Source organism: Megamonas sp. (assembly GCF_986095205.1).
On sequence record NZ_CFQVBI010000018.1, the window covers coordinates 60585 to 86947 of the forward strand.

Below are 26363 nucleotides of genomic sequence, written 5' to 3' on the forward strand. Positions count from 1 at the left end.
CTCTGTTTTATTTATCTATCCTTAATAACCATTTACTACCACATCAACTTTTCCTGTATCTGGATTAATGATTAAACCATGTACGGGGATATCATTAGGAATTAATGGATTTTCATGTATACTTGCTACGCTTTTTTCCACATTATCCTTAGGATTATGAAATGTATCAATCCATTGGGATAATTCATCTTTTATTTTATCAATAGCTTTTCCATCAATACCACGTTTTATCATAGTATCAATCAATTCTTCTGAAGTAGCTGTTGCCATACCACAACCATAATGACCAATAACCATAATTTCCTTGATATCAAATTGATAAATGCAAACTAACAAACTACGAATTACATCATCAAATTTACTAGTTATTGTATTGCCTGCTGTTTTTATCATTTTGACTTCACCGCGACAAATACCAAGTGCTGGCTCTAACAATTCAACCAAGCGCGTATCCATACAACTAACAATAGCTAGATGTTTTTGTGGATATTTACTCCAAGTATTCACTTCTTGTGTATGTTCAAGATAAGCTTGATTTGCCTGTAAAACTTCATCTAAAAGCGTCATATATCTTCTTATCCAAGCTCCTTTTTTATTTATTAATCTATAAATTATCCAATAGTAATAGTATAAGAAGCATCAAATTGCTTACTTGGTGCTAAATGCAATATACCTTTTTTATTGGAAAAATCTGTTTTTTGAGTGCTATCAGCTAAACCATACCATGGTTCAATGCATAAAAATGGTGCTTTCACTGGTTTTGTCCAAATACCGAGATATGGAAAACCTTTGAAATTAACTTTTACAAAATGATTATTTGCTGTATTAGTTAATTTCACTTCTTCAGAAAATAATTTTTTTAATACTAAAGCATCTTCAATAAATAAATCATGGTTTAAACGCAATACTTTGCCATAAACAAGTTTTACTGGAGCTACTCCGCCATCAAATACTCCTGCAGAATTTATATGATAAGAAGTCAATGGATTAGCTTCTGTCTGTTCAAACTCGAGTTCATGTTCATCAAAAGAGCCTTCAACGCCGATTGGACAATTAAATGCAGGGTGAGCACCAATGGAAAAATACATATCTTCTTTTGTATCAAGATTTTCTACTTTCCATGAAACTTTTACTTCTGCAAAATTAATAGTATAGGTAACTGTCAATTTAAACTTAAATGGATACATTCTCAATGTATCTTCATCATAAGTCAATGTGTATTCCAAAGAATTTTCTGTTTGTCCGCTAAACTCAAATTCTTTATCACGAGCAAAACCATGACCTGGCATACGATAAACAGTTCCATCATATTCATATTGACCATTTTTTAATTTACCAACAATAGGAAATAAGATTGGCGCATGTCTTTGCCAGTAATTAGGGTCAGCCTGCCAAATATATTCAATACCTGTATCTTTAGCTACAAGGCTATGAATTTCAGCACCATGAGTATCTACAGTGAGGCGTAAAATATCATTTTCTAACGTTTTTAACATGAAAAAAACACCTTCTTATGTTTTATTTTTTATAACAAATCTCCCATGCGTTCTTGAGGTACTGTTAAATCTAAATGATTATCTAATGCTTCTAATACTTTTCCTTCAACAGTAAAGCGAACAGCTTTTATATCTTTGAATTCTGTTAAAGAATTTACAATAGAGCCAATCAACATTAATTCCCCAGTAGAACCACCTGTGAAATTTGTTTTAAATGCTTTATTAAAATCAACAGTGGCAATATTATTATTTACTTTAACTGATAAAACTTGTGTATCTTTTGGCATGATATAGATACCTTCTTTATCAGAAATAGGTCCATCTATTAATGCTTGTACAACAGCTTTGTATTTATCTTCACGATTTAAATTTATCTGTCTTTGTGTTGGAATTAATTTTTCACCATTAGCATCAGGGAAATAAATTGTAACACCAGATACTTTCTTTTCGTTTGCCTGTTCCATATCACTTGCACTAGTGCTAGAAGAACTTACTTCTTTATTTACATTTTCCTGTACAGAGCTAGAAGAACTTTTTTCTAAATTTGTACCTTGTTCTGTACAACCAGAAGTAATTGTTAAAATAGATATTGCTAAAACTGCTAATAAACCTTTTATAGATTTTATTTTTACTCTCATTATTTTTTCGCCTCTCAAATTATATTAATTAATTGCTAAAATATTCGTTGATACCTTCTGCTATAGCTTTTGCCATTGTTGTTTGCCATTCATCATCACTTAATAAAGCTTCTTCATCATAATTAGTGATAAAAGCTGTTTCAATGAGTACAGCTGGCATATAAGAATGTTTTACTACATAAAAATTACAAGTGGAAATGCCTCTATCACGCAAGCCATTAGCTTCAATCATTTTTTCTTGAATATTTTGTGCTAATCTTTGTCCTTGATAGCTAGAACCATAATAAAATGTCTGTGTGCCATTTGCAGCAGGATTTACAAAAGCATTGCAATGAATACTAACAAATATATCTGAATTTACTCTATTTCCTACATCAACACGTGCTTGTAATTCATTTCTTGCAGAAGCATTTGGACCATAAACATCAACATCACTATCTCTAGTCATAACCACTTTAGCTCCTGATTGATTTAAAATAGAAGCTACTTTTTGAGATATAGCAAAAGCTCCCTCTTTTTCTGTATATCCATTAGGTCCTACAGCTCCAGAATCAGAACCGCCATGACCTGGATCAATAGTAATTATTTTATTTTTTACATTACTCAAAGCTACATCACTAGCTACAGGAGTATTTACTACACTATTAAAAATGTCGATTGCTATACCTTTTTTGCCTAAACTATATATTTTATAATTATTATTTACTTCTTCTTGTAAATATATTTTTCCTTGAACTGTATCCTTTTTTTCTTGTAAAAATACTTTTTTAGCGATATTTCCATCTAACTTTTCTTGTCTAGATATATGATCTATTCGAGCATCTTCTATATTAAAAATCAATTGATATTTATTATTAGGATTTTCCTGAATAGAAAAGTTTTTTACTTCTCTATTAGTATTTATTTCTATATGAAGATACGTATCTCCTTGCTCTGAAGTCATAAGATTATGAGAAATTTTTTCTACACTTATATTACTTTTAGCCAAAGAAACATTTGGTATAACCATGAGCAATAAAACAACTGAACATAAAATTACCTTTTTTAATAAATTATACACTCTTACTACCTCTTTAATTTATTTATTATCATTTTTTAAGGACTTTAATAAATCTTCTATTTCTGCTACAGCTTTTTTTGTAGCTACTTCATCATATTTAATATCTATAGATAAATAATCTCCTTCCTTTAAATTTTCATCTAATAAATTCTTAGGGAAAACAACTTTTTGTTCATCTTCCCCTACTAATAATACAACTTTATCTTCTTCAAATCTATCAATAACAGCACTTATCATATCTTTGCCTCTATTTTATTTATATTTTATTTTTCTGTAGTAATTTTATAATCTTTACTACCATCACTTGTTATAGTAATAGAACCATCTTTATCTGTTTCATATACTTTCATGCCTAATTTTTTATAACGCTCCATAGTTTGTTTATGCGGATGCCCATATTCATTACCAGCACCTAAAGAAATCAATACAGTTTTAGCACCTACTTGTTTTAGAAAAGCTTCACTTGAAGATGTTCTACTGCCATGATGAGGAGATTTTAATACTAATGAAGCAAGCTCACTACCATATGTTTTCACCATATTTTCCTCAGCTTCTTTTTCAGCATCTCCTGTGAACATCATTGTAAAATCATTGTATTTTAATTGACCAACTAAAGAATTATTATTTAAATCATCTCCAGATTTTAACATTTGTTTTGTAGGGCTAAAAACTTTGAATTTTACGCCACTACCAAAATCTAATTCATCATTTGCTGATAATTGTTGATATTTTATTTTTTTCTCTTTTATATTTTTTAAATAAGTCTTATAAGTTTGTGTTGTCGTAGGATCTCCATTATCATAAACCTCTTTGACTTCAAAATTCTTAAATACTGCATAAGCTCCACCCAAATGGTCTGCATGCGGGTGAGTTATGATTAATTTATCAATAGTTGTAATATTTCTTTCCTTTAATAATTTAACTAAATTATCACGCTCATCAATATCACCTGTATCAATCATGATAGTTTGTTCTTTTGTCTGTATAAGCGTTGCATCACCTTGACCGATATCTAACATCTCTACTTTTAAAGCTTCGTCTTTATTTGCTGACTGTGTAGCATTATCTTTTCCACAACCCCATAAAAATAAACTGCACAAAATCATCAATAAGGCAACAATCTTTTTCATCCTATCAACCTTTCACTAATTAAAAATTTAATTTGATATTAAGTTATATAGCAAAAGTGCTCCCTAAAATCATCAGGAGCACTCCGCATACATCAACTATTATATAAAATTTTTTATGTATAGACAATTCGTTTTACTTTTTTAATCAATTTGTTTTAGAACTTAACTAGCCCTAAACTAATCATCAATGCCTTGTTTACTTCCTGCATAAAATTTTTATCCAGCGTGGTAACTTTCTTACTCAATCGAGATTTATCAATAGTACGCAATTGTTCTAACAATACCATAGAATCTCGTTCTAAATTGCAGTATTTTGCAGGCAAATCAACATGTGTAGGCATATGTGTCTTACCTAATTTGGCAGTAATTGCAGCTACTATAATAGTTGGACTATATTTATTACCAATATCATTTTGTACAATGAGTACTGGTCGTAGTCCACCTTGCTCTGAACCAATTACTGGGCTTAAATTAGCATAATATATATCGCCACGCTTTACAATCTCATTTCTTCTCAGCGGATACACCATTACAAGAAATTTATTAAATAATAAATTGCGCTCTTGCCTCAGGCTTTCAACTCCTTTTCTAAATAAAATATGACTAACGCGACTTTGTAGCCATTTATATTTAATATGTCTCCTCCAACATATTAAGAAATTGCTAATATCATTGATTTTTATAAAAATTACTTCTAGTATAACAAACTGTCTTGACTTAAGCTTCTTGCTTATTTAAAAATCCTATATTTTCCTATCAACTAAGCTCATTATAACATATTTTTAATAAGCATACATCTTTTTTACTATTTGTTTGCAAAATAGTTTTACAAAATTAAGCTAAATTTTTGTTATAAGGGCAATAAATTTTACTATATGTCCAAAATAGTGAACTATTGCCCTTTATTACAAATATTATCTCAATTAATACCTTATTTATTGTCTATTTGTTTACGAGCTTTAGACAGATTTAATAAAATATCTCCTGCTATTAAACCAGCTTGTCCATTTTCTCCAGCTAAATCACCAGCAAGTCCATGTAAATAAACGCCTACTGGAGCTGACATTTTTCCAGCTAATTTTTCAGCTACAATACCTGCTATTGTACCAGCTAAAACATCACCACTACCAGCTGTTGCCATACCTGCATTGCCAACTGTAGTTACAAATATATTTCCGTCTGGATAAACAACAAGTGTTTTTTCACTTTTCAACACAAATATTGCATTAAAATATTCTGCTGCTTTTCTAGCTATTTCCCAAAGATTATCTTTTAAATCTGAAATAGTGATATGCAATAGGTTTGCCATTTCTCCCAAATGAGGTGTGAGTATTGGCATTTGTTTTATTTTCTTTAATTCATCAGGTGCTTGGCTAAAAGCAAAAATAGCATCAGCATCTAATACTAAAGGTTTATCTAAATCAATAGCTAATTTTCTTACCATTTGACATGTTTCATCATTTCTACCAAGTCCAGGGCCCATTAAAACTACATCAAAATCTTTAGCTATATCTTTTATATTTTCCATAGCACTATCGCCTAACACGCCAGGCAATATTTCTGGCAATGGTTTTACCATGACTTCTGTATTTTTCATGGATAAAATATCATATAAACTTTCAGCAGAAATAAGTGTAGATATGCCAGCACCTATTTTTAATACAGCTTGGCTAGATAAACAAGCAGCGCCTGTATAACCTGTTGAACCTGCCAAAGTTAAAACTTTTCCACAAGAACCTTTATATACATCATCTGCTCTTGAAGCTAAATGTGCTTTTACAAAAGCTTCATCTATAGCTTCTTGTTTTATATCTTCTTTAGTCAATAAATCATTTGGTATGCCAATGGTTTTTACGATTATATTACCCGTATGTTTGCAACCAGGATACATAATCAAACCAATTTTTGGTAAACCAAAAGTAATTGTAGTAGTGGCAAAAATAGCATCACTTTCCACTACTCCTGTATTAGCATTAACACCACTTGGCATATCTATTGATAAAACAGGTCTATTCGAAGTATTTACTATTTGGATACATTTTTTAATGTTTTCTCGTAATTGTCCATGAATACCTGTACCTAGCAAAGCATCAATAATACAATCAGAAAAAGTTATTGATATTTGCAAACGATTCCAATCACGTTCAGAAACAATATGGTATATTTCAGCTTTCATATTCACTAAAACATTGTAATTAATTTTAGCAGATGGTGTAAAATGTTCTGTATTTCCTAAAATAAAAATCTTAACTTTTGCACCATTATTCATTAAATGTCTAGCTGCTACAAAGCCATCTCCGCCATTATTACCACAACCAGCTAAAATGCAATAGCTCTGTCTAGCTACAGCTATATCTTTGCATAAATTCATAGCTTCTTTTGCTATTTCATGCCCTGCATTTTCCATTAAAGCTATTTCTGGTATACCAAACTGATTAATAGCTTCATTATCAATTTGTCTCATTTGTTCAGCAGATGCAATTTTCATATTATCATTATCCCTCCAAAATAGCTTGAGCTACCGCATATTCTTTGCAATGACTCAAGGAGATAAAAATATTATATATCTTTCTTTTTGTAGCTATATATGCAAAATATCCATAAAGTTTTACATGTGGTGCTCCATCATCATCTGGTAATATCTCAATATCAGTCCATAATCCTCCACCAGATATACCTGTACCCAACGCTTTTACTACAGCTTCTTTAGCTGCAAATCTAGCTGCATAAGAAGAAACTGCCATTTGTTTTCTAGAATTACAATATTCCTGTTCTTTTTTTGTAAAAATGCGCTCGATAAATTTTTCATTGGTTAAGGATTTTTCTATTCTTGATATTTCTATGATATCAACACCTGTACCCTTTATCATTCATACTTCACCCTTTATTTTATTTTAATGCCTCTTGTAATGTAAGTGCATTTTGTTTCATAGCCTTGATATAAGCATCAAGATCATTTTCTCCTGTTACTACAGGATCTAAGGTATAAACTTTAGCTCCTGTTTCATTGGCAATCGTTTTGGCTGCTGTTGATGAATATTGTGGTTCTGCAAATAAAGCCTTTGCCTGTAAATCATTTACTTGTGCAATAATTTCATCTAATTCACTAGGTGTTGGCGCTGTTCCTGGTTCACGTTCAATTACACCAACAATATTTAAATTAAATTCTTTAGCAAAATAAGGAAATGCTTCATGGAATGTAACAATATCTTTATGTGGTAAATTATCAATCTGATTATGCATATCTTGCTTTAAATCTTCCAATTTAGCAATATATTCTTTAGCATTTTTTTGATAAGCATCTGCATGTTCAGGATCCAATTTACTCAATTCATCAGCAATTGTCTGTACTTGTGTCATGCAATTAGATACACTAACCCAAACATGTGGATTTTCTCCATGTTCATCTGCTAATAATTCGATGCCTTTAGCAGCTTCAACAACTTTTAAATTTTTCTGATTATCAATTACATCTTGTAAAAAAGATTCCATACCAGCTCCATTAGCTATGAACACATCTGCATTTTCTAACTTTTTCATATCAGCTGGTGTCATTTGATAATCATGTAAACAACCTGTTTGTGGTTTAGTCATATTTTCTACAACTACCCCATCAATTCCTTTTGTAACATTCAAAGTTTCTATATAAATTGGATAAAAAGATGTAACAATTTTTATTTTATCCTCTGAATTTGCTTTATCCTCTTGACTTGTAGTTGTCTTTTCACTACCACAAGCTGTAAACACCATCATTGTCATCAAACTCAAAACCACTAATAATAATTTTTTCAAAATAAAAACTCCTTTAAGATTTTATTTTTCCTCAATCATCACCAATATATATACAAAATTATATAAAATGTGGCGATACTACCAAGGATAAAATCCTTGATATACTCGCCACTAAATTAATTTATATCAAAGTTTAATAGTTGCTGCAGCAGATAATGTTTCGCGAGCTTGTTTCATGATATCTTCAATAATTGTAGCTACAGGTTCTACTTTTTGTAAAACAGTCAAAGATTGACCAGCCTGCATCATACCATTTACTACATCACCTTCAACAGCTGCTAATTTATTTGTACCTGTTGCCATGCGAATAAGTTCTTCTTTAGAAGTTTTACCTTCATTTTCTTTTTGTACAAATTCTGTAGAGAATTTATTTTTTATACCACGTACAGCACCACCAAGAGTAAAACCTGTAACAATAGTATCTGTATCTACAGCTTCAATTAATTTTTGTTTCATATTTTCATGAACAGAACATTCTTCTGCTACTAAGAAACGAGTACCCATCTGTACACCGCCAGCACCCATGAGCATAGCTGCTGCTAAGCCACGACCATCGCCGAAGCCACCAGCCATAACAACTGGAATATCTTTTATCTCTGGAATTACTTGTGTCATAAGAGCCATTGTAGTCAATACGCCAATATGACCGCCAGCTTCCATACCTTCTGCTACCATAGCATCAGCACCAGCAGCTGCTACACGTTTTGCAAGTTTTACATTTGGAATTACAGGAATTACTTTTATACCTGCTTCTTTTAATTTTGCAAAATATGGAACTGGATTTCCTGCACCTAAAGTAACAAAAGCAGGTTTTTCTTCGCAGATAACATCTACGATTTCATCTTTATTTGGTGCCATGAGCATTACATTTACACCAAATGGTTTATCTGTTAATTGTTTTGCTTTGCGGATTTCTTCGCGAACATATTCTGTAGTTCTACCACCACAAGAAATAATACCTGCACCACCAGCATTAGAAACAGCTGCTGCAAGTTTTGCATCAGAAATCCAAGCCATACCGCCTTGAATAATTGGATATTTTATACCTAAAACTTCAGTAATAGACTTTGCCATTATAATCCTCCTAAATGAAAAATCTTTTTGCTCAATTTTAATTCAAATCTTATTTTAGTATATCATAAAATCCATACTAAATCATTAGGGATTAATTATAAATAATAATTTTTGCTTGCGTGATAATTTTTTTATTTGAGCTTCACGCTTCATAGCTTCACTTTTTGTGGCAAAAACTTCATAATAAACTAATTTAACCGGCAAACGCCCACGTGTATAGCGAGCACCTTTGCCGGCATTGTGTTTTTCTAGACGCTTTTTTAAATCATTTGTCCAACCTGTATATAAAGTACCATCACTGCATTGTACCATATACGTATAACAATTCATTATTCAGCATCTTTGATTTCTATTTTATTAATAACTACATCTTCGATAGGTTTATCCATAAAATCAGTCTGTACATGACCAATAGCTTCCACTACGTCCATGCCTTTTATTACTTTACCAAAAACAGCATGATGACCATCAAGCCATGGAGTTTTATCTAAAGTGATGAAGAACTGTGAGCCACCTGTATTAGGGCCAGCATTTGCCATGGATAATACGCCAGGGCCGTCATGTCTTAAATCTTTGTGGAATTCATCTTTAATTGTGTAACCAGGGCCACCTGTACCATTGCCATTAGGGTCTCCACCTTGAATCATGAAACCATCAATTACACGATGGAAAATTAAACCATCATAAAAATTATGTTCTGCTAAATCGATAAAATTACCTGTTGTGATTGGTGCTTTATCTTCGAATAATTCAATTTCAAAAGTACCCATATTTGTTTCAAATACTGCAATACGATTTTTACTCATTGATTGAACTTCCTTTCCTATTTGTTCATTAGAATTTATTTGTTGCTCTGCAATACCATTACTTGTAAATAAAGATAAAGTAAATACAGATGCTAATAAACATAAAAATATAAATTTTTTCATCTCGTCTATTCTCCATCATACTTATTTTATTTAGTGATAAAATGACTCTCTCCAGGAGCTTTAGGGCACCAAATAGAGTTCATTTTCTCTTTATTAGGAAAATCTTCTGGTATTATCCAATCTTTTTCACCTACATTGTGCATAGTAATTAAATTTTTAACTTCTGTAACTTTACAAAACTCAGTTACACCTAAATCTAAAAATTCTTCTAATCTACTATCTACAGGGAAAAATGCTATATCCATTTTTAAACCAGATAAACGCATAATTTGCTTTACAAATCCATTTTTAGCAAATGCATTATTTTCTTTTGTATCACCTTTCCAATGCCACCAATTAAAATCACCTGCATGGAAAATCTTCCAATCATTTTTTTCTACAAAAAAAGAAATACCTTCATCAGTAGAACTAAATGAGCGTACATGTATATTTTTATCATCATAAGTCATATATTCATCTAAAATAATAGTCTTCTCTTTAGGCAATACATCAGTTACTACATCATAGCTGATAAAATATTTCGTTACCTTATCTTTAAACTCACTTATTTTAGGATTAAAATGGTCATAATGAACATGAGATACAAAAAAATAAACTTCTTTTTTTTCTTGAATAATTTTGTCCACTATATTTTTTTCATCTTGATAATAATCAAAAATTATTGCGCAATCGCCTATTTCTAAAATGAAACCGCTATTTAATAAATAAGTTACTTTTACTTTGTCATACATCAGACTCACCTCAAAAAGGCATAATATACATTCATTTTCACAAATTTTAGCAATAGTGTCAAGACCTGTTTATTTTTGTCAACAAAATAATATTTTTCTAGCATGATTTTCTATTTTTAGTTATAATATCTATTGATAACTTGTAAACATGAAAAATATAAGGGGTTGAACATAATGTTTAGATTTTTAACTGCTGGCGAATCTCATGGACAATGCTTAACAGCATTAGTTGAAGGAATTCCCGCTGGTCTTAAAATAAATCTTGATGAAATAAATAGACAAATGGCACGCCGTCAAAAAGGCTATGGTCGTGGTGGTCGTATGTCTATAGAAACAGATAAAGTAGATATCTTATCTGGTGTACGTTTTGGCGAAACAATGGGCGACCCTATTACTTTGCGTGTAGTGAATAAAGACTGGGAAAACTGGACTGACCGCATGTCTGTGATGGGTACACCTACATGGACTAAAGTTACAGCTGCTCGCCCAGGTCATGCAGATTATGTTGGTATCAAAAAATATAATCGTGAAGATATCCGCGACATTTTAGAACGCTCTAGTGCTAGGGAAACAGCTGCACGCGTAGCTGCTGGAGCTGTTGCTCGTCAATTTTTAGAAGCTTGTAGTATAAAAATCGTATCTCATGTAATCAATATCGGTGGTGTAAAAGCTAATACAGATAATATTGATTATGCTAATTTACAACCTAATGATAGCGATTTAAACTGCAACGATGCTCAAGCAGAAGCTAAAATGCGCGAAGCAATTCGCGATGCTGGTCAAGCAGGTGATACTTTAGGCGGAACTTTTGAAGTTGTAGTCCAAAATATGCCAATCGGCGTAGGCAGTCATATTCAATGGGATAAACGCCTCGATATGCAACTTGCTGGAGCTATGATGTCCATTCAAGCTATCAAAGGCGTTGAAATCGGCGATGGTTTTGATTATGCAAATCACCCAGGCAGTCAATTACATGATGAAATGTTCTACAATGAAGATAAAACAGTTTATCGTAAAACAAATCATGCAGGTGGTATTGAAGGTGGTATGAGTAATGGCGAGCCTATTATTGTTCGTGCTTGTATGAAACCTATTCCTACACTTATGACACCACTTCACTCCATTGATATTGAAAGTAAACAAGAAGTTTTAGCTTGTAAAGAACGCAGTGATGTTTGTGCTGTTCAAGCAGCTTCCGTAGTTGGCGAAGCTATGGTTGCACTTGCTATCACTAAAGCTATGATTGACAAATTCGGCAGTGATTGCATGGTTGATGTCCTTCAAAATTTACAAGCTTATAACGAAAGAATAAAAGGATAGGATTAAAATGAAATCTAATATTGTACTTATAGGATTTATGGGCAGTGGAAAATCTATTACAGGTAAATTATTAGCTTATCGTTTAGGTTATAGTTTTGTAGATACAGATACAGCTATCGAACAAGAATACAAAACAAAAATAAAAGATATGTTTGCTAAAGAAGGCGAAGCAGTATTTCGCCAACGTGAAACAGCTACTATCCAAAAATTAGCACAAAAAAGTCATCAAGTAATTTCTACAGGCGGTGGCGTTGCTACTAAAGAAACTGATATGCAAGAGCTTCGCAAAAATGGTATCGTTATAGCGCTGACAGCTATGCCACATACTATTTTAAAACGCACTGGAAATGATAAACGTCCTCTACTTGCCAAAAAAAGTAATGAAGAACGTTTAAAAACTATTATTGAACTTATGGCTAAACGTGCTCCATTTTACAAAAAAGCTGATTTAATCATAAAAACAGATGATACAACACCACTGCAAAATGTCGAAATCATTATGAAATACTTAAAGGGTGTGAAATAATGCGCATTGTTTCCGTAAATCTCAATGAAAAATCTTATAATATCTATATTGGTCATAATCTAGAAACAACTATCATTGATTTTTTTAAAGCACAAAAATATTCTCAAAAAGCTTTAATCATCACTGATACAAATATTGCTCCACTATACGCAGACAGTGTCAAAGATTTACTCACTAAAGCTGGTTTTAATGCCAAAATTGCCATCATTCCAGCTGGTGAACAATCTAAATCTTTACCTGTTGCAGAAACACTGTATACACAAGCAATTGAACATGGTCTTGACCGCAAATCTCCTATCATTGCTCTAGGTGGTGGTGTCGTTGGTGATTTAGCTGGTTTTATTGCCGCTACCTTCATGCGTGGTGTGCCTTTCATCCAAATGCCAACTAGCTTACTTGCACAAGTTGACTCTAGTGTTGGTGGCAAAGTCGCTGTAAATCATGCTCTAGGCAAAAATCTCATTGGTGCTTTTTATCAGCCACAAGCCGTTTTCATGGATTTAGAAATGATGAAAACTTTACCTACTAGGGAGATTTCCACAGGCTTAGGCGAAGTCATTAAATATGGCTTTATCTATGACCATGATTTTTATACTTATTTAACCGAGCACCAACAAGAAATTCTTCAATTGAAGCCAGAAGCCTTAATTCATATCATTGCACGCTCTTGTGAAATAAAAGCAGATGTAGTATCTAAAGATGAATGTGAAGCTGGTCTTCGTGCCATCTTAAACTTTGGTCATACTTTAGGTCATGCTATTGAAAAAGAAACTAATTATGCCGTTTATAATCATGGAGAAGCAGTAGCTATCGGCATGGTTGGCGCTAGTAAATTAAGTTTTAAATTAGGCTTAATATCTCAAGATGTAGTTGATAAAATGTGTCAATTACTTGCAAATATGAACTTGCCACTTAAAGCTAAAAATTGTAATGCTCAAAAAATTTATCAAGATATTTTCCATGACAAAAAAACTGTTAACGGTAAAGTTAATTGGGTTTTATTAGAAGATATCGGCAAAGTATGTATAAAAAAAGATGTTCCTGAAAAATTAGTCAAGGAAACTATTTTAGAAATACTGTAAAAACTTTATAAATAATGCTTTAACAAAACGAGTATTTTTTTCAAATTTGAATGAAATACTCGTTTTAATTTTAAATTCTAATTTAAATTTTTAAAAAATTGTAAAAATACTTGACAAAGTTACACAAAAGTATTATAAATTTATTTGTACAATAAATAATATTAATATTTTAATAAATGAATGCAAGTTATTTTTTTAACAAAGTATTGATTTATTTAGTTTATTAAGCATAGTTCCGGAGCTATCTTAAAATTTTATAAATTCCTAAAGAAGGTGTATTCTCATATGATTACTTTTTTTATTAGTTTAATCGCTCTTATTGTAGGTTTCATGATTTATGGTCGTTTTGTAGAAAAAGTTTTTGCTCCTTCACAAAAACCTACTCCTGCCATAACCCATAACGACGGTGTAGATTACATACCACTTCCAACATGGAAAGTTTTTATGATTCAATTATTAAACATTGCAGGTCTTGGTCCAATTTTTGGTGCCATTGCAGGTGCTCTCTGGGGTCCAGTTGTTTATTTTTGGATTGTAATTGGGACTATTTTCTCTGGTGCCGTTCACGATTATCTCTCTGGTATGATTTCCCTTCGTCATAATGGTGAAAGTATTTCAGAAATCGTAGGTATCTATCTTGGCGATACTATGAAAACTGTAATGCGTATTTTCTCCGTTATCCTTTTAGTCTTAGTAGGTACTGTATTTATGACAGGTCCTGCATTACTTCTTGCCAAACTCACTCCTGATTCTTTAGATGTTACTTTTTGGTTAGTAGTTGTACTCATTTATTATTTCTTAGCTACTTTATTACCTATCGATAAAATCATTGGTAAAATTTATCCACTTTTTGGTGCTTGCCTAATTATCATGGCAGTTGGTGTTTCTAGTGGTATTATCCTCGGTGGCTGGCAAATGCCAGAAATGACACTTCAAAATCTTCATCCAAAAGATTTACCTATTTGGCCATTAATGTTTATCACTGTTGCTTGCGGTGCTACATCTGGTTTCCATGCTACACAATCTCCACTTATGGCTCGTTGCATGAAAGAAGAAAAAAATGGTCGCGTTGTTTTCTATGGTGCTATGGTAGCTGAAGGTATTATCGCTCTTATCTGGGCATCTGCTGGTATCGCTTTCTATGAAACAACTGGTGGATTAGCTGCTGCTATCGCTAGTGCAGGTCCTGGTGGCGTTGTTTATGATGTATCCTTTGGTACATTAGGTACTGTCGGTGGTATTTTAGCTATGATTGGTGTTATCGCTTGTCCTATCACTTCTGGTGATACTGCATTCAGAAGCGCTCGTTATACACTTTCTGATTGGTTCAAAATCGATCAAGTTTCTTATACAAAACGTTTAGCTTTATCTATTCCACTTCTTGGTATCGGTGGCATCTTATCTCAAATGAATTTTGATATCATTTGGCGTTATTTCTCTTGGGCAAACCAAACATTAGCTATGATTGCTCTTTGGGCAGGTGCAATGTATCTTTGGAAACAAAATAAAGGTGGTTGGCAACATTATATCGCTGTAATTCCTGCCATTTTTATGACTATGGTTACTTTCACTTATATCCTCCAAGCTCCTGAAGGTTTTGGTTTACCAACTAGCATTACTTATCCTGCTGGTGTCATCATCACTATCTTTTGGGCTATAGTTTATTTCAAATCTACTATTTTCAAAAAATAAAATTGAAATATAAAAAACCTCCACTATTGTTTTTCAATAGTGGAGGTTTTATTTTAGCTTAAAGTTTTATTTTTCGTCCAACTTTATATTCATGACGCAAATAATTTTGGCAATCGATCAATTCATCGCCTTCTTTTATTTCAGGCTTTTTATATGTTCCATCGCTACATAAAATTCTAGCTTTAAGATTATCTTTCCACATTATGCGTAAAGTATCATAAATGCTATTTTTTATTTTTTGGTCATAAATTGGTGCAGCTATTTCTACACGATTTTCTGTATTTCTAGTCATCCAGTCAGCAGAAGCTATATACATTTTCATATTTTCGCCTGTACCGAAGCAGAAAATACGAGAATGCTCTAAAAATCTACCTACTACACTTATAACTTCAATATTATCTGTTTTTCCTTCTATTCCTGGTAAAATACAGCAAATACCACGAATAATCATTTTTATCTTAACGCCAGCTTGAGAAGCTTCTTTTAATGCATCTATTAACTGTCTATCTGTCAAAGAATTCATTTTTAAGAAAATGCTTGTTTCTTCTCCAGCTTTAGCTTTTTCAATTTCTTCTTTAATTAAATCTAATAAAGTATTTTTTAGACTAACAGGTGCTACTAATAGATTTTTATATTCTCCATAGAGATTATCAATACCCATATTCTGGAAAAATTCTACAGCATCTTTACCTATGTCTTCATTGCTAGTTATCAAAGAAATATCTGTATATAAAGAAGATGTAGAAGCATTATAGTTACCTGTACCTATTTGTGTAAAGTATTTTATGCCTGTTTTATCTTGTTTCATAACTAAGCAAATTTTGGAATGAACTTTATAACCTTCCATACCATAAATAACTTTACAGCCAGCATCTTGTAAAAATTCTGCCCAGTTTATATTATTTTCTTCATCAAAACGAGCTCTAAGTTCCATCAAAACAGTTACATCTTTACCCATTTTAGCTGCCATTGATAAATAATTCATCAATTGAGCTCTATGACTTCCTACACGGTATAAAGTAATCTTTATAGCAAATACTTTTTCGTCTGTTACAGCTTCTTTAATGAATTTCAAGAAAATATCAAAGCTTTGATATGGATATTGTAACATTACATCATTATTTGCCACATAATCCATCACACTAGCATTTTCAGGAACACAACAAATATGAGATGGTTCAAATGGTGGATACATCAAGCTATTTTTCTGTTCTTCATTAAATTTACTACCTAAGCTGAAAATATAAGATTTATTGATAGGAGATTTATAGATAAAAATTTGTTTTGATGTGATTTTAAATTGTTCTGTGGCATATTTCATCATTGTTGAATCTATATTGCCTTCTATCTCTAAACGAACAGGCGCAAGTCTTTGTCTTTTCAATAAAACTTCACGTGCATGTTCTAAGAAATCCTCTCCTAAATCTAATCGCTCATCATCTAAACTAATATCTGCACTTCTAGTAACAGATAAAATTGCTGTATTTTCTACTTCATAGCCATCAAAAATTTTATCAGCATATGTAGCTATGATATCTTCTGTCATCACATAGCGAATTTTAGATTTATTTGGTATATATACGATTTTAGGTAAATTGCTAGGTACTGGAATAATTCCAAAAACCTTTTTCTTTTTGCGTGTTAAAATTATACCTACATATAACGCTTTATTTAATAAATGAGGAAATGGATGTCTTACATTTATAATTTGTGGAGATAAGAATGGGCTAATTTGATTGTCAAAATATGCTTTAACATAAGATTTATCTTTTTGATTTAAAGATTTTACTTTTTTACGTTCGATGCCGTATGTTTTAAGCTGTTTTTCTACAGTTGCAAAAATTTTATCAGCTTTTTGATTTAATTGTTTTGTAGCTACAAAGATTTTATCTAACTGCTGACTTGGTGTCATAAAACTTTTATTATCAAAACCATTTGTATCCACAGAAGCCATTTCACATAGACTGCCCACGCGTACTCGATAAAATTCATCTAAGTTACTAGCATAAATTGCTATAAATTTTAGTCTTTCATATAGAGGCACATTTTCATCTATAGCTTCTTCTAATACTCTATCATCAAAACGAAGCCATGATAATTCTCTATTTTGTGTATATGATGTATCTATCTTTTTATGCATTCTGTTCTCCCTCTTTAGTTAATACTTGCTTATATAAATATCCTTCACGTACACCTGCACGACTTACATAAATGCTTTGTACATTAAAATATTTAACAATAGTATTTAAGATTATCATACCTGGCATAATTGTACGCACACGTTCAGGTACGACTTTTAATAATATTTCTAAAGTTTCACGAGGTACTAATTTTTTATTTTCACGATTTTCTAGTTTTTTAACCATCCAATTTAAATTGTCAGCAATGACAAAACGATTATTTTTACTTAAATCATAAAAATAACTATTTAATCTATCTACATTACGAATAGTTCCACCTACACCGCAAACATATGGACAATCGCCCCATTGGTCTACATCGTAACGAACTATCATTTCTCTTACGCATTCTTCAATTTTTTTGCGTTCTTTTTTTGTTGGGAATAAATGTTTTACAAATTTTGTATACATGCTTAAAGAACCGATTGGTAAGCTTATAGAATTTTGTATTTGCATATTATTATACATAACTAATTCTGTACTACCGCCACCAATATCTACTAATAAACCACTTTTTAAATCAATAGTTCTAGCTGCACCAACAAAATCATATTCAGCTTCTTGAGCACCACTTAATAAATTAATAGCTAATCCTGTTCTATCTTCAATTTCACTAACTGCTGCTTGGCTATTAGAAATATTTCTTAAAGATGCAGTAGCAAAAACATGTAAATTATTTACACCTAAATCTTTAGCTAATAAATTAAAACTATCCAAGATATAGCAAGCTCTATTGATACCGTCTGCTACCATCATACCATCTTGAATAAATGATGCTAATTCTGCCATTTCTTTTTTATTTAAAAGTACTCTTGGTTTACCACCTTCTACTTTATAAATAACAAGACGCATTGTATTTGAACCAATATCTACAATACCATACATCTAAATCCCTCCTACTCTGTTTTAAGTATAATATTTTTTTATGCTAAATTCTATATATCCCCTCGTTTTTCCTTCACTATTTTACAAAAATATTACAAAATACAATCTTTTTACTAAAATAGACAAAAATAATAGCATTCTTCGTTTCACAACTTAGAATGCTGTATTTATAAATTTTATTTATTATCTACTTCAATAATAGATTAATTTCACCTTTAATAATATTATAGTATAAAAATAAGAAAATTAAATATGAGAAATGTTAAATCTTTGTAAAATTTTCTAAGCTTCTACTTCTATATTCTGCTTAAATAATTTAATTTGCTCATTTCTTATCCAATCACCAATAGCTTTGCCTTTTAAATTCGCTGGACAATTTTTCATAGATACACTATGAATTTTTTGGAGATAACTATGATAATCTGCTAAATAATAGGGTAATGATTTACTATCTGCCAAAATCACACAATTAAAACCAGCAAAACCTAAAGGATTTTTCTCTACCGTCAATAAAAAATCGACAATTTTTCCTACTTTTCCTAGTCTAGCTGCTCGCATATGTTCTTTGATGACAAATAATCCACCTTGCAACCATTTTTTAGGAAGCGTCATGCGTTTATTCCATGCTTTTAATACTGCTAAACCTTTTTCTTCATGTCCATAATGATGAGGTAACATTTCTTTTGGCGTTACACCTTTGCCCAAATCATGCACAAGACCTGCAAAACGCACTGCGACATCATCAGTCATATCAGCAACTAAATCCACAATCTCCATAGTATGCTCAAACGCATCACCTTCTGGATGAAATGCTACAGGTTGAGTTTTCCCTATCAATGCATAAATTTCAGGAAATAAGATTTCCAATAAATCCGCTTTCACTAGACTGCGGAAAAATATTGATGGTTTCTTTGTTTTTAATGCACGTTGTAATTCATTAAAAATGCGTTCTTGTGGCTCTGATTTTATTTCCTCTCTACATGCTCGCATCAAATTTACAGTATCTTCATTGATTTTAAAATTCAATTCACAAGCCTGACGCGCAGCTCGAAGCGCTCTTACAGGGTCCTCTTTAAAATGATGTGATACTGCTTTGATATATCTTTTTTCAATATCTTCTCGTCCTTTATATGGATCAATTATTTTTCCATCACGTACACGGTAAGCTATGCTATTCATAGTCGTATCTCTACGATATAAATCTTCTTCAATCGTTACTTTTTCATCATAATTTACAATAAAGCCTGTATATCCTATACCTGTTTTTCTCTCTTTACGGGCAAAAGCTACTTCACATTCTTTGTCTTCAATTTTTACTAAATACACAGGAAAAGATTTTCCTACTTTTTTTGCCTTTGAAAAATTTTGCTTAAAATCATCTTCTTTTACATGACAAATGACAAAATCTTTGTCCTTAGGAATAACACCTCGTATTTTATCACGTACCCATCCACCTACAATATATAAAGTGCCACCTAAATCATCTATCTTCTGTGAAAATTCTATTTCATTCATAATTTTAAATCACCTACTTATAAAAAAACCCAGTTAGATATAATATCTACTGGGTTTTATTTTAATTTATGCTATTACCATAGCACCTTTATTATCAATATCTAATACTAAGTATTTAGAGCTAATATTATGTTTTGCAAAAGCCTCAACCATTGCTTTACCGATTTCTTCACCATTTTCTATCGTATAAGCAATAAGTGTTGGGCCTGCTCCACTTATAGTTGTACCAAGTGCACCTTTAGAATTTGCTGCTGCAAATACATCATACATACCAGGAATTAAATCTGCTCTATATGGTTGATGTAATTTATCTGCAAAAGCACCTTTTAAAGCTTCTATTTTTCCTTGACAAATAGCTGCAATAATCATAGCTGTATGACCAATGTTAAAAATAGCATCTTTTAATGGCACTTCTTGTTTTAAAGCTGCTCTAGCTTTTTTAGTTGGTAAATAAAAGTCAGGTATAGCCACTACCATTTTTAAATCAAAATTTGGCATAAAAGATACATATTCTAATTTATAATCAGTTTTTGTGCTGACTGTTATTCCGCCAAATAAAGCAGGTGCTACATTATCAGGGTGTCCTTCAATCTCAGTAGCTAACTCAAATATATCCTGTATAGAAAATCTATTATTCAAAAATACATTAGCTGCAAATAATCCCGCTACTATAGCAGTTGCACTACTGCCAAGACCACGTGATAGTGGCACATTATTTGTCATTTTTATATGTGCCCCTTGATATTTTTTCTCCAAGTGAGCTTTAACTAATAACTTTTCTATAGAGCGCCATACCATATTTCTTTCATCACATGGTATATTTGTTGCTCCATCTCCATAAATTTCTATACATAAATTTTTTTCTTCTAAGAGTTTTAATTCCAATTCATTATAAATACTACAGGCAATACCCATAACATCAAAACCAGGACCACAATTTGCTGTAGTTCCTGGAACTCTTACCTTGACAAAATCACTCATAATTAAGCCTCCTGAGACATTACTACTCGGATAATATTAGAAATTTCATGTACTACATCTAAATTATTTAAACGAACTTTGAGGTCTTCAATTTGATTATTATTTACATTATGAGTAATTGCTACTATTTCAGAAAATTCCCCTACTCTGCGTTTTTGAATTACAGAATATAAACTTACATTGCTTTCACCAAAAGCTGTAGCAATCGCACCTAATACACCAGGTTTATCTTCAACTAATAAGCGAATATAATATCCTGATAAAACTTTATCTGGTGGGCATAATTTCTTTTCTTCATAACAAGTACAACGTATTTTACCAAAACGGTCTTTACCCATATCACGTGCTACATCAATAATATCTGCTAAAACGGCTGAAGCAGTTGGTCTTTCACCTGCTCCTTTACCATAAAACATAGTATCGCCAACAGCGTTACCATGAATAAATATAGCATTAAACACATTGCGAACAGAAGCCAATGGATGATCCTTATCAATAAATGTCGGATGAACGCGAACATCTATACCATCTTCTGTATGTTTAGCTATAGCCAATAATTTTATAATATAGCCTAATTCTTTAGCGTAAGTTATATCTTCTGGTGTAATGTTAGTAATACCTTCTACTTTTACATCTTCTAAACTTACGCGTGTATTAAATGCAATAGAAGATAAAATTGCTGCTTTTCTAGCGGCATCTAAACCAGCGACATCTGCCGTAGGATCTGCTTCTGCATAGCCTTTAGCTTGAGCTCTTGCTAATGCAGTATCATAATCCATACCTTGCTCTGTCATCTTAGTTAACATGTAATTAGTTGTACCATTTACAATACCAATTAATTCTATGATTTTATTCGCAGTTAAACATTGTTTTAATGGAGTGATAATCGGTATGCCACCTGCTACACTTGCTTCAAACATAAAATCTACATCATGTTTTTCAGCTGCATCAAACATATCTTTACCAAACTGTGCTAAAACATCTTTATTTGCTGTAACTACATGTTTGCCATTTTCCATAGCTTTTAACATATATTCACGTGCTGGATGTATACCACCTAATAATTCTACAACAATATCAATGCTTTCATCGTTTAAGATATCATCAATATTATCTGTAAAAACAACATCTCCATTAAAATCACGTTTTTTGTTTAAATTGCGAACTAAAACTTTGCTCACTTCGATATCATTGCCAATTTTTGCTCTGATATCATGATAATTTTCTTGTAAAACTTTTAAAACACCTGTACCTACTGTGCCACAACCTAATAAACCTAATTTTATCTTCTTTGCCATAAATATCCCTCTCTCAAGACTAGACTTTTAAACTTGACCAATAACCTCTAAACGTCTTACGCCGTTCACAAGACGCAATTTATCGAGCAATGCTTCAAGGTCAATATTCATATTTTTAGTTTCAATAGAAATTGTTGCTACTGCTACTCCTTGAAGAGGAATACCTTGGTTAATAGTCAATACGTTTCCTTTATCTTCAGAAATCATATTTAACACATTAGAAAGTACTCCCTGTTTATTATCAAGAACAAAAGAAACAGAAACAATTTTATTGATACTTGCTTCATAAAATGGTAAAACAAAGTCTTTATATTTATAATAAGCACTACGGCTTAAACCCATTTTAGAAACGGCATCATTTATAGTCATATTATCATGACGACGTAACATTTCTTTTACCTTGATTGTTTTTTTGATTGCAGAAGGTAAAATATCTTCTTTTACTAAATAGTATCCTGAATCTTTTTTTGTCATTATTAAGTCCTCCGTACTTTTACAATGGATAATATTCTTTTTATAGCAGACATTATATCATTTTATCACCATAATAGCAAAGGGTATTATTAAGTTTTAGATAAATTATCTATGACCTGCTTTTATTTTATTTTCATTTCCATTTAAAAGACGTACTATATTTGTTTTATGGCGGTAAATAACAAATATAGCTGCTACTATACCGAAAATGACAAACTCCATAGGCATATCAAAAACATAGGCTAAGATTGGTACAAAAGCTGCTGCAACGATTGAAGCAAGTGATACATATTTACTAATCATTACAATTATAAGCCAAATAAAAAAGACACAAACAGATACTTTTGGCATCAACATAATCAATACACCAAGTCCTGTTGCTACACCTTTTCCACCTTTTAATTTTAAAAATATGGAGGCAGAATGACCTACTATTGCTAATATACCACCTAAAATCATAGCCATAGAGCTACCAACTAAAGTCATACCTAGATACACGCCTAATAAGCCTTTTATTAAATCAGCTAAAAATATGACAAATCCAGGAAATTTTCCTAAAGTACGCCAAGCATTAGTAGCACCAATATTTTTACTACCATGTTCACGTAAATCTACATGCCAAATTCCTTTTCCTAAAACCAAGCCACTTGGAATAGAACCAATGACATAACTACAGATTATTACTATAAGAAAATTAAATTCCATTATTCATCATCTTCCTCTTTTCTTCCACGAACTACTAATTTAAGAGGAGTTCCTTCAAAACCAAAACTTTCTCTTAGTTTGTTTTCTAAGAAACGCAAATAGGAAAAATGCATCAATTCTGGGTCATTAACAAATACCAAGAATTTTGGTGGTTTAATATCAGCTTGAGTCATAAAGTAAATTTTTAATTGTTTACCTTTATGAGATGGTGGTGGATTGATAGAAACAGCATCCATTACTAATTGATTTAATACGCTTGTCTGTACACGCATAGCTTGTTGTTCAGCTACATATTTTACAAGGTCAACTACGCGATGTACACGCTGTTTTGTAAGTGCAGAAGTGTATAAAACTGGTGCATATTGTAAAAATCCAAGTTCATCACGAATATCTTCAGTAAAACGCAAAGAAGTTTTATCATCTTTTTCAATTAAATCCCATTTATTGACAACAATTATACAGCCTTTACCAGATTCATGAGCATAACCTGCAATTTTTTTGTCTTGTTCTGTTACACCTTCAGGAGCAGAAATTACCATTAAAACTACATCTGCTCTATCTACAGCACGAAGAGAACGCATTACGCTATAACGCTCGATAGGCATATCAATTTTACCTTTACGTCTCATACCAGCAGTATCAATCAAAGTAAAATGTGTATTGCCATCATCAAATTTTGTATCGATAGCATCACGAGTAGTTCCTGCTACATCACTTACGATTACACGTTCTTGACCTAATAGGGCATTTACTAAAGAAGATTTACCTACATTTGGTCTACCAATAACGGCAATGCGAATTTCATCATGTTCGATATCATCTTCTAAATCTTTAGGGAAATTAGCTACTATTTCATCTAATAAATCGCCTACATTCAAAGCATTTGCAGCAGAAATACCGATTGGCTCGCCAAGTCCTAAATTATAAAATTCATATACATCTAAATGCTGTTTTGGACTGTCAATTTTATTTACAGCGACAATAACAGGTTTTCTTGTATTTCTTAAGATATGACCTATTTCTTCATCATCATGAGTCATTCCTGTACGACCATCAACCATAAATACAATTACATCAGCTTCTTCAATTGCTAGACGTGCTTGTTGACGCATGGAAGCTAAAATTTTACCTTCACCGTCATTTTCAAGTTCAATCCCGCCAGTATCAATCATTGTGAATTGATGATTTAACCATTCAGCGTCCATATAAATTCTATCTCTAGTAACACCTGGAAAATCTTCAACAATGGATACTCTCTTTTTACCTATTTGATTAAAAAACGTAGATTTACCTACATTAGGGCGTCCTACAATAGCTACTATTGGTTTACTCAAATTCTTCACCTCATCAATAATATTATTTTGCAAAACTCATTTATTATATACTGTCATCATTATTTTGTATAGCTAGCATTTGATTGCCATGTATAAATAGCTTTGCTTCGTTCACATTTTATATTATGCCAATCAGCTAACAAATTCTTTAACATAATAGCATCGCTGGCAACTTTAACTTCTTCATCAGGAAAAGCTTTTTTGATATCCTCTAAAGTATAATCATCTAAGAAAATATCTTCACCTTCACGAAGTGCACAGCTTGGAATAATAATACCATCTCTATTAGCTTTATTCTGCTTTAGATTTTTTATAATATCTTGACCTGTCAATAATCCTGTAACAGTTACCTCATGACCAAAAAATTCATTTTCTAAAGCTAATACATTAGCATTTAAATTATCTATATTCAATTCATCAACTAAATTTTTAATCACTTTTCCTGCTGATTTTCCACAGATAATATCTAAATTTAAAGGTTTTTGATAATTATTGGAATTAATCTCTGTTTCTTTCCATTGTTCAATGAAATTACGTGTAAGACCTATACCATTATCAAGCTGTGGAAAACCATCATATTCTTCAGCTTTTGGCAATGGTTCACCAGCTAACAGATAAAATTCATCACTTAAATAAATAAAATTTTTACCTGTTTGTTTGCGCATTTTTTCTTGCCAATGACGTACTTGTTCGATGACTTTTTTAGCGCCTTGTGCATCAAATGTTTTAAGTGGATAACAATTTTCTCTAAATTTAGTAAGACCTACTGGTACAATACCTAAAGTTTTTGCATATGGCTGCATACTGATGATATCTTGAATTGTTCTATCTAATTCCGCGCCATCATTTAACCCTGGACATAATACCACTTGTGTATGATATTCCACATCAGCCTCATTTAATTTAGCCAATTGTTCCATAATTAATTCACCACGTTTTGTTCTGAGCATTTCTCCACGAAGTTTTGGATTAGTTGTATGCACAGAAATATACAATGGTGATAAATGTAATCTGTGTATTCTCTCTAAATCACGAGGTCCCATATTCGTCATGGTAACAAAATTCCCATAAAGGAAAGATAAACGATAATCGTCATCTTTTATATATAAGGAATCGCGCATATTAGGAGCTACTTGATCCACAAAACAAAAATAACAATTATTAGCACATTGGCGAATTTTACCGAATACAGCTGATTCAAATTCTGCCCCAAGCTCTTCATCTATATCTTTTTCAAAAGCAATTATTTCTTGCTCTCCATTTTCATGTTCTATTAACATTTCAATTTCTTCATCTGCTAAAGCAAAACTTAAATCAATAATATCTGTCAATTCTTGTTCATTTATAGATATTATTTTATCACCAGGTACTAATTCTAATTCTTCAGCTAAACTTCCTTGATGTATAGCTGATATGATACCGCCTTTAGCCAATCAAATCACCTCTTTTATCTTATTTTTATGTTAATTATACAATTTATCAAGTCAGAAAAAAAGAGTGATGATTTCCACCACTCTTTTT

The 26363-nt window shown here is 31.8% G+C and carries 27 protein-coding genes; 4 read left to right on the forward strand and 23 right to left on the reverse strand.

Annotated elements, in window-relative coordinates:
* Nucleotides 1-21: 21 nt before the first annotated feature.
* From AC5LAX_RS03125 to AC5LAX_RS03190, 14 genes are all read right to left on the reverse strand, one after another.
* Nucleotides 22-567, reverse strand: coding sequence for a beta-class carbonic anhydrase (locus tag AC5LAX_RS03125; protein ID WP_115151920.1), 546 nt, complete (start codon nucleotides 565-567; stop codon nucleotides 22-24).
* A 44-nt stretch (nucleotides 568-611) separates the two neighbouring features.
* Nucleotides 612-1496 carry an aldose 1-epimerase family protein gene (locus AC5LAX_RS03130; RefSeq protein ID WP_288909342.1) on the reverse strand — a complete coding sequence of 295 codons (885 nt, stop codon included), beginning with the start codon at nucleotides 1494-1496 and terminating at the stop codon, nucleotides 612-614.
* Nucleotides 1497-1525: 29 nt separating this feature from the next.
* Nucleotides 1526-2134 (reverse strand): GerMN domain-containing protein, encoded by a 609-nt coding sequence (locus tag AC5LAX_RS03135; protein ID WP_075555321.1) that lies wholly within the window; start codon nucleotides 2132-2134, stop codon nucleotides 1526-1528.
* 28 nt (nucleotides 2135-2162) lie between these two features.
* Nucleotides 2163-3194: an N-acetylmuramoyl-L-alanine amidase family protein gene (locus AC5LAX_RS03140; protein WP_288909343.1), complete on the reverse strand. Its 1032-nt coding sequence runs from the start codon at nucleotides 3192-3194 to the stop codon at nucleotides 2163-2165.
* Nucleotides 3195-3212: 18 nt separating this feature from the next.
* Entirely contained in the window at nucleotides 3213-3431 is a 219-nt protein-coding gene (locus tag AC5LAX_RS03145) for a DUF3006 domain-containing protein (protein WP_008537303.1), read from the reverse strand.
* Nucleotides 3432-3457: 26 nt separating this feature from the next.
* On the reverse strand, nucleotides 3458-4324 hold the full coding sequence (locus tag AC5LAX_RS03150; protein ID WP_288909344.1) for a ComEC/Rec2 family competence protein: 867 nt from the start codon (nucleotides 4322-4324) through the stop codon (nucleotides 3458-3460).
* Nucleotides 4325-4479: 155 nt separating this feature from the next.
* Entirely contained in the window at nucleotides 4480-4854 is a 375-nt protein-coding gene (locus tag AC5LAX_RS03155) for a type II toxin-antitoxin system PemK/MazF family toxin (RefSeq protein WP_008537301.1), read from the reverse strand.
* A 401-nt stretch (nucleotides 4855-5255) separates the two neighbouring features.
* Complete coding sequence (locus AC5LAX_RS03160; protein WP_288909345.1) at nucleotides 5256-6812, reverse strand: NAD(P)H-hydrate dehydratase; 1557 nt, start codon at nucleotides 6810-6812, stop codon at nucleotides 5256-5258.
* A 7-nt stretch (nucleotides 6813-6819) separates the two neighbouring features.
* Nucleotides 6820-7194 carry a holo-ACP synthase gene (gene acpS / locus AC5LAX_RS03165; RefSeq protein ID WP_022228383.1) on the reverse strand — a complete coding sequence of 125 codons (375 nt, stop codon included), beginning with the start codon at nucleotides 7192-7194 and terminating at the stop codon, nucleotides 6820-6822.
* 19 nt (nucleotides 7195-7213) lie between these two features.
* Entirely contained in the window at nucleotides 7214-8116 is a 903-nt protein-coding gene (locus AC5LAX_RS03170) for a metal ABC transporter substrate-binding protein (RefSeq protein ID WP_167624336.1), read from the reverse strand.
* Nucleotides 8117-8242: 126 nt separating this feature from the next.
* Nucleotides 8243-9190, reverse strand: coding sequence for a nitronate monooxygenase (locus tag AC5LAX_RS03175; RefSeq protein WP_288909346.1), 948 nt, complete (start codon nucleotides 9188-9190; stop codon nucleotides 8243-8245).
* Between the two features lie 84 nt (nucleotides 9191-9274).
* The gene (locus tag AC5LAX_RS03180) at nucleotides 9275-9520 is read right to left on the reverse strand and encodes a GIY-YIG nuclease family protein (RefSeq protein WP_022228385.1); all 246 of its coding nucleotides are present in this window, start codon (nucleotides 9518-9520) and stop codon (nucleotides 9275-9277) included.
* Nucleotides 9520-10119 carry a peptidylprolyl isomerase gene (locus AC5LAX_RS03185; RefSeq protein ID WP_015563179.1) on the reverse strand — a complete coding sequence of 200 codons (600 nt, stop codon included), beginning with the start codon at nucleotides 10117-10119 and terminating at the stop codon, nucleotides 9520-9522. The genes AC5LAX_RS03180 and AC5LAX_RS03185 overlap by 1 nt, the downstream gene beginning before the upstream one ends.
* 26 nt (nucleotides 10120-10145) lie before the next feature.
* The gene (locus AC5LAX_RS03190; RefSeq protein ID WP_288909347.1) at nucleotides 10146-10850 is read right to left on the reverse strand and encodes an MBL fold metallo-hydrolase; all 705 of its coding nucleotides are present in this window, start codon (nucleotides 10848-10850) and stop codon (nucleotides 10146-10148) included.
* Nucleotides 10851-11024: 174 nt separating this feature from the next.
* Between AC5LAX_RS03190 and aroC the strand changes: the two genes are divergently transcribed.
* The 4 genes from aroC (at nucleotide 11025) to AC5LAX_RS03210 (ending at nucleotide 15470) form a co-directional block, all read left to right on the forward strand.
* Nucleotides 11025-12170 (forward strand): chorismate synthase, encoded by a 1146-nt coding sequence (gene aroC / locus AC5LAX_RS03195; RefSeq protein ID WP_288909348.1) that lies wholly within the window; start codon nucleotides 11025-11027, stop codon nucleotides 12168-12170.
* A gap of 7 nt (nucleotides 12171-12177) precedes the next feature.
* Nucleotides 12178-12696: a shikimate kinase gene (locus tag AC5LAX_RS03200; protein WP_115151930.1), complete on the forward strand. Its 519-nt coding sequence runs from the start codon at nucleotides 12178-12180 to the stop codon at nucleotides 12694-12696.
* Nucleotides 12696-13778 carry a 3-dehydroquinate synthase gene (gene aroB / locus AC5LAX_RS03205; protein WP_288909349.1) on the forward strand — a complete coding sequence of 361 codons (1083 nt, stop codon included), beginning with the start codon at nucleotides 12696-12698 and terminating at the stop codon, nucleotides 13776-13778. Before AC5LAX_RS03200 ends, aroB begins: the two co-directional genes overlap by 1 nt.
* Nucleotides 13779-14063: 285 nt before the next feature.
* Nucleotides 14064-15470 (forward strand): carbon starvation CstA family protein, encoded by a 1407-nt coding sequence (locus AC5LAX_RS03210; RefSeq protein WP_288909350.1) that lies wholly within the window; start codon nucleotides 14064-14066, stop codon nucleotides 15468-15470.
* A 58-nt stretch (nucleotides 15471-15528) separates the two neighbouring features.
* Here AC5LAX_RS03210 and ppk1 read toward each other — a convergent pair whose 3' ends face one another.
* The 9 genes from ppk1 to AC5LAX_RS03255 all read right to left on the reverse strand — a co-directional run bounded on the left by ppk1 (nucleotide 15529) and on the right by AC5LAX_RS03255 (nucleotide 26275).
* Nucleotides 15529-17610, reverse strand: a complete 2082-nt coding sequence (gene ppk1 / locus AC5LAX_RS03215) for a polyphosphate kinase 1 (protein WP_278474750.1) — start codon at nucleotides 17608-17610, stop codon at nucleotides 15529-15531.
* Nucleotides 17603-18535 (reverse strand): Ppx/GppA phosphatase family protein, encoded by a 933-nt coding sequence (locus AC5LAX_RS03220; protein ID WP_018998653.1) that lies wholly within the window; start codon nucleotides 18533-18535, stop codon nucleotides 17603-17605. Before AC5LAX_RS03220 ends, ppk1 begins: the two co-directional genes overlap by 8 nt.
* A gap of 282 nt (nucleotides 18536-18817) precedes the next feature.
* A complete protein-coding gene (locus tag AC5LAX_RS03225) occupies nucleotides 18818-20050 on the reverse strand; it encodes a tRNA nucleotidyltransferase/poly(A) polymerase-related protein (RefSeq protein ID WP_278849447.1) in 1233 nt (410 codons plus the stop codon).
* Between the two features lie 66 nt (nucleotides 20051-20116).
* Nucleotides 20117-21031: a homoserine kinase gene (thrB, locus tag AC5LAX_RS03230; protein WP_117976096.1), complete on the reverse strand. Its 915-nt coding sequence runs from the start codon at nucleotides 21029-21031 to the stop codon at nucleotides 20117-20119.
* A gap of 2 nt (nucleotides 21032-21033) precedes the next feature.
* Nucleotides 21034-22329 carry a homoserine dehydrogenase gene (locus tag AC5LAX_RS03235; RefSeq protein ID WP_288909351.1) on the reverse strand — a complete coding sequence of 432 codons (1296 nt, stop codon included), beginning with the start codon at nucleotides 22327-22329 and terminating at the stop codon, nucleotides 21034-21036.
* A 27-nt stretch (nucleotides 22330-22356) separates the two neighbouring features.
* Nucleotides 22357-22803, reverse strand: coding sequence for an ACT domain-containing protein (locus AC5LAX_RS03240; RefSeq protein WP_008537283.1), 447 nt, complete (start codon nucleotides 22801-22803; stop codon nucleotides 22357-22359).
* Between the two features lie 105 nt (nucleotides 22804-22908).
* Nucleotides 22909-23508: a glycerol-3-phosphate 1-O-acyltransferase PlsY gene (plsY, locus tag AC5LAX_RS03245; protein WP_117584691.1), complete on the reverse strand. Its 600-nt coding sequence runs from the start codon at nucleotides 23506-23508 to the stop codon at nucleotides 22909-22911.
* Nucleotides 23508-24842, reverse strand: a complete 1335-nt coding sequence (der, locus tag AC5LAX_RS03250; protein ID WP_008537281.1) for a ribosome biogenesis GTPase Der — start codon at nucleotides 24840-24842, stop codon at nucleotides 23508-23510. Before der ends, plsY begins: the two co-directional genes overlap by 1 nt.
* A gap of 59 nt (nucleotides 24843-24901) precedes the next feature.
* On the reverse strand, nucleotides 24902-26275 hold the full coding sequence (locus AC5LAX_RS03255) for a DUF512 domain-containing protein (RefSeq protein WP_115151939.1): 1374 nt from the start codon (nucleotides 26273-26275) through the stop codon (nucleotides 24902-24904).
* Nucleotides 26276-26363 lie beyond the last annotated feature (88 nt).

Excerpts from the sequence above, each read along its gene's own strand:
- aroB (WP_288909349.1), top strand. The coding sequence starts at position 12,696 with ATGCGCATTGTTTCCGTAAATCTCAATGAAAAATCTTATAATATCTAT.
- AC5LAX_RS03155 (WP_008537301.1), bottom strand. The coding sequence starts at position 4,854 with ATGGTGTATCCGCTGAGAAGAAATGAGATTGTAAAGCGTGGCGATATA.
- aroC (WP_288909348.1), top strand. The coding sequence starts at position 11,025 with ATGTTTAGATTTTTAACTGCTGGCGAATCTCATGGACAATGCTTAACA.
- AC5LAX_RS03145 (WP_008537303.1), bottom strand. The coding sequence starts at position 3,431 with ATGATAAGTGCTGTTATTGATAGATTTGAAGAAGATAAAGTTGTATTA.
- AC5LAX_RS03175 (WP_288909346.1), bottom strand. The coding sequence starts at position 9,190 with ATGGCAAAGTCTATTACTGAAGTTTTAGGTATAAAATATCCAATTATT.
- AC5LAX_RS03180 (WP_022228385.1), bottom strand. The coding sequence starts at position 9,520 with ATGAATTGTTATACGTATATGGTACAATGCAGTGATGGTACTTTATAT.
- AC5LAX_RS03160 (WP_288909345.1), bottom strand. The coding sequence starts at position 6,812 with ATGAAAATTGCATCTGCTGAACAAATGAGACAAATTGATAATGAAGCT.
- AC5LAX_RS03150 (WP_288909344.1), bottom strand. The coding sequence starts at position 4,324 with ATGAAAAAGATTGTTGCCTTATTGATGATTTTGTGCAGTTTATTTTTA.
- AC5LAX_RS03235 (WP_288909351.1), bottom strand. The coding sequence starts at position 22,329 with ATGGCAAAGAAGATAAAATTAGGTTTATTAGGTTGTGGCACAGTAGGT.
- AC5LAX_RS03200 (WP_115151930.1), top strand. The coding sequence starts at position 12,178 with ATGAAATCTAATATTGTACTTATAGGATTTATGGGCAGTGGAAAATCT.
- AC5LAX_RS03130 (WP_288909342.1), bottom strand. The coding sequence starts at position 1,496 with ATGTTAAAAACGTTAGAAAATGATATTTTACGCCTCACTGTAGATACT.
- AC5LAX_RS03240 (WP_008537283.1), bottom strand. The coding sequence starts at position 22,803 with ATGACAAAAAAAGATTCAGGATACTATTTAGTAAAAGAAGATATTTTA.
- AC5LAX_RS03125 (WP_115151920.1), bottom strand. The coding sequence starts at position 567 with ATGACGCTTTTAGATGAAGTTTTACAGGCAAATCAAGCTTATCTTGAA.
- AC5LAX_RS03225 (WP_278849447.1), bottom strand. The coding sequence starts at position 20,050 with ATGAATGAAATAGAATTTTCACAGAAGATAGATGATTTAGGTGGCACT.
- ppk1 (WP_278474750.1), bottom strand. The coding sequence starts at position 17,610 with ATGCATAAAAAGATAGATACATCATATACACAAAATAGAGAATTATCA.
- AC5LAX_RS03190 (WP_288909347.1), bottom strand. The coding sequence starts at position 10,850 with ATGTATGACAAAGTAAAAGTAACTTATTTATTAAATAGCGGTTTCATT.
- AC5LAX_RS03185 (WP_015563179.1), bottom strand. The coding sequence starts at position 10,119 with ATGAAAAAATTTATATTTTTATGTTTATTAGCATCTGTATTTACTTTA.
- AC5LAX_RS03220 (WP_018998653.1), bottom strand. The coding sequence starts at position 18,535 with ATGTATGGTATTGTAGATATTGGTTCAAATACAATGCGTCTTGTTATT.
- thrB (WP_117976096.1), bottom strand. The coding sequence starts at position 21,031 with ATGAGTGATTTTGTCAAGGTAAGAGTTCCAGGAACTACAGCAAATTGT.
- acpS (WP_022228383.1), bottom strand. The coding sequence starts at position 7,194 with ATGATAAAGGGTACAGGTGTTGATATCATAGAAATATCAAGAATAGAA.
- AC5LAX_RS03135 (WP_075555321.1), bottom strand. The coding sequence starts at position 2,134 with ATGAGAGTAAAAATAAAATCTATAAAAGGTTTATTAGCAGTTTTAGCA.
- AC5LAX_RS03210 (WP_288909350.1), top strand. The coding sequence starts at position 14,064 with ATGATTACTTTTTTTATTAGTTTAATCGCTCTTATTGTAGGTTTCATG.
- plsY (WP_117584691.1), bottom strand. The coding sequence starts at position 23,508 with ATGGAATTTAATTTTCTTATAGTAATAATCTGTAGTTATGTCATTGGT.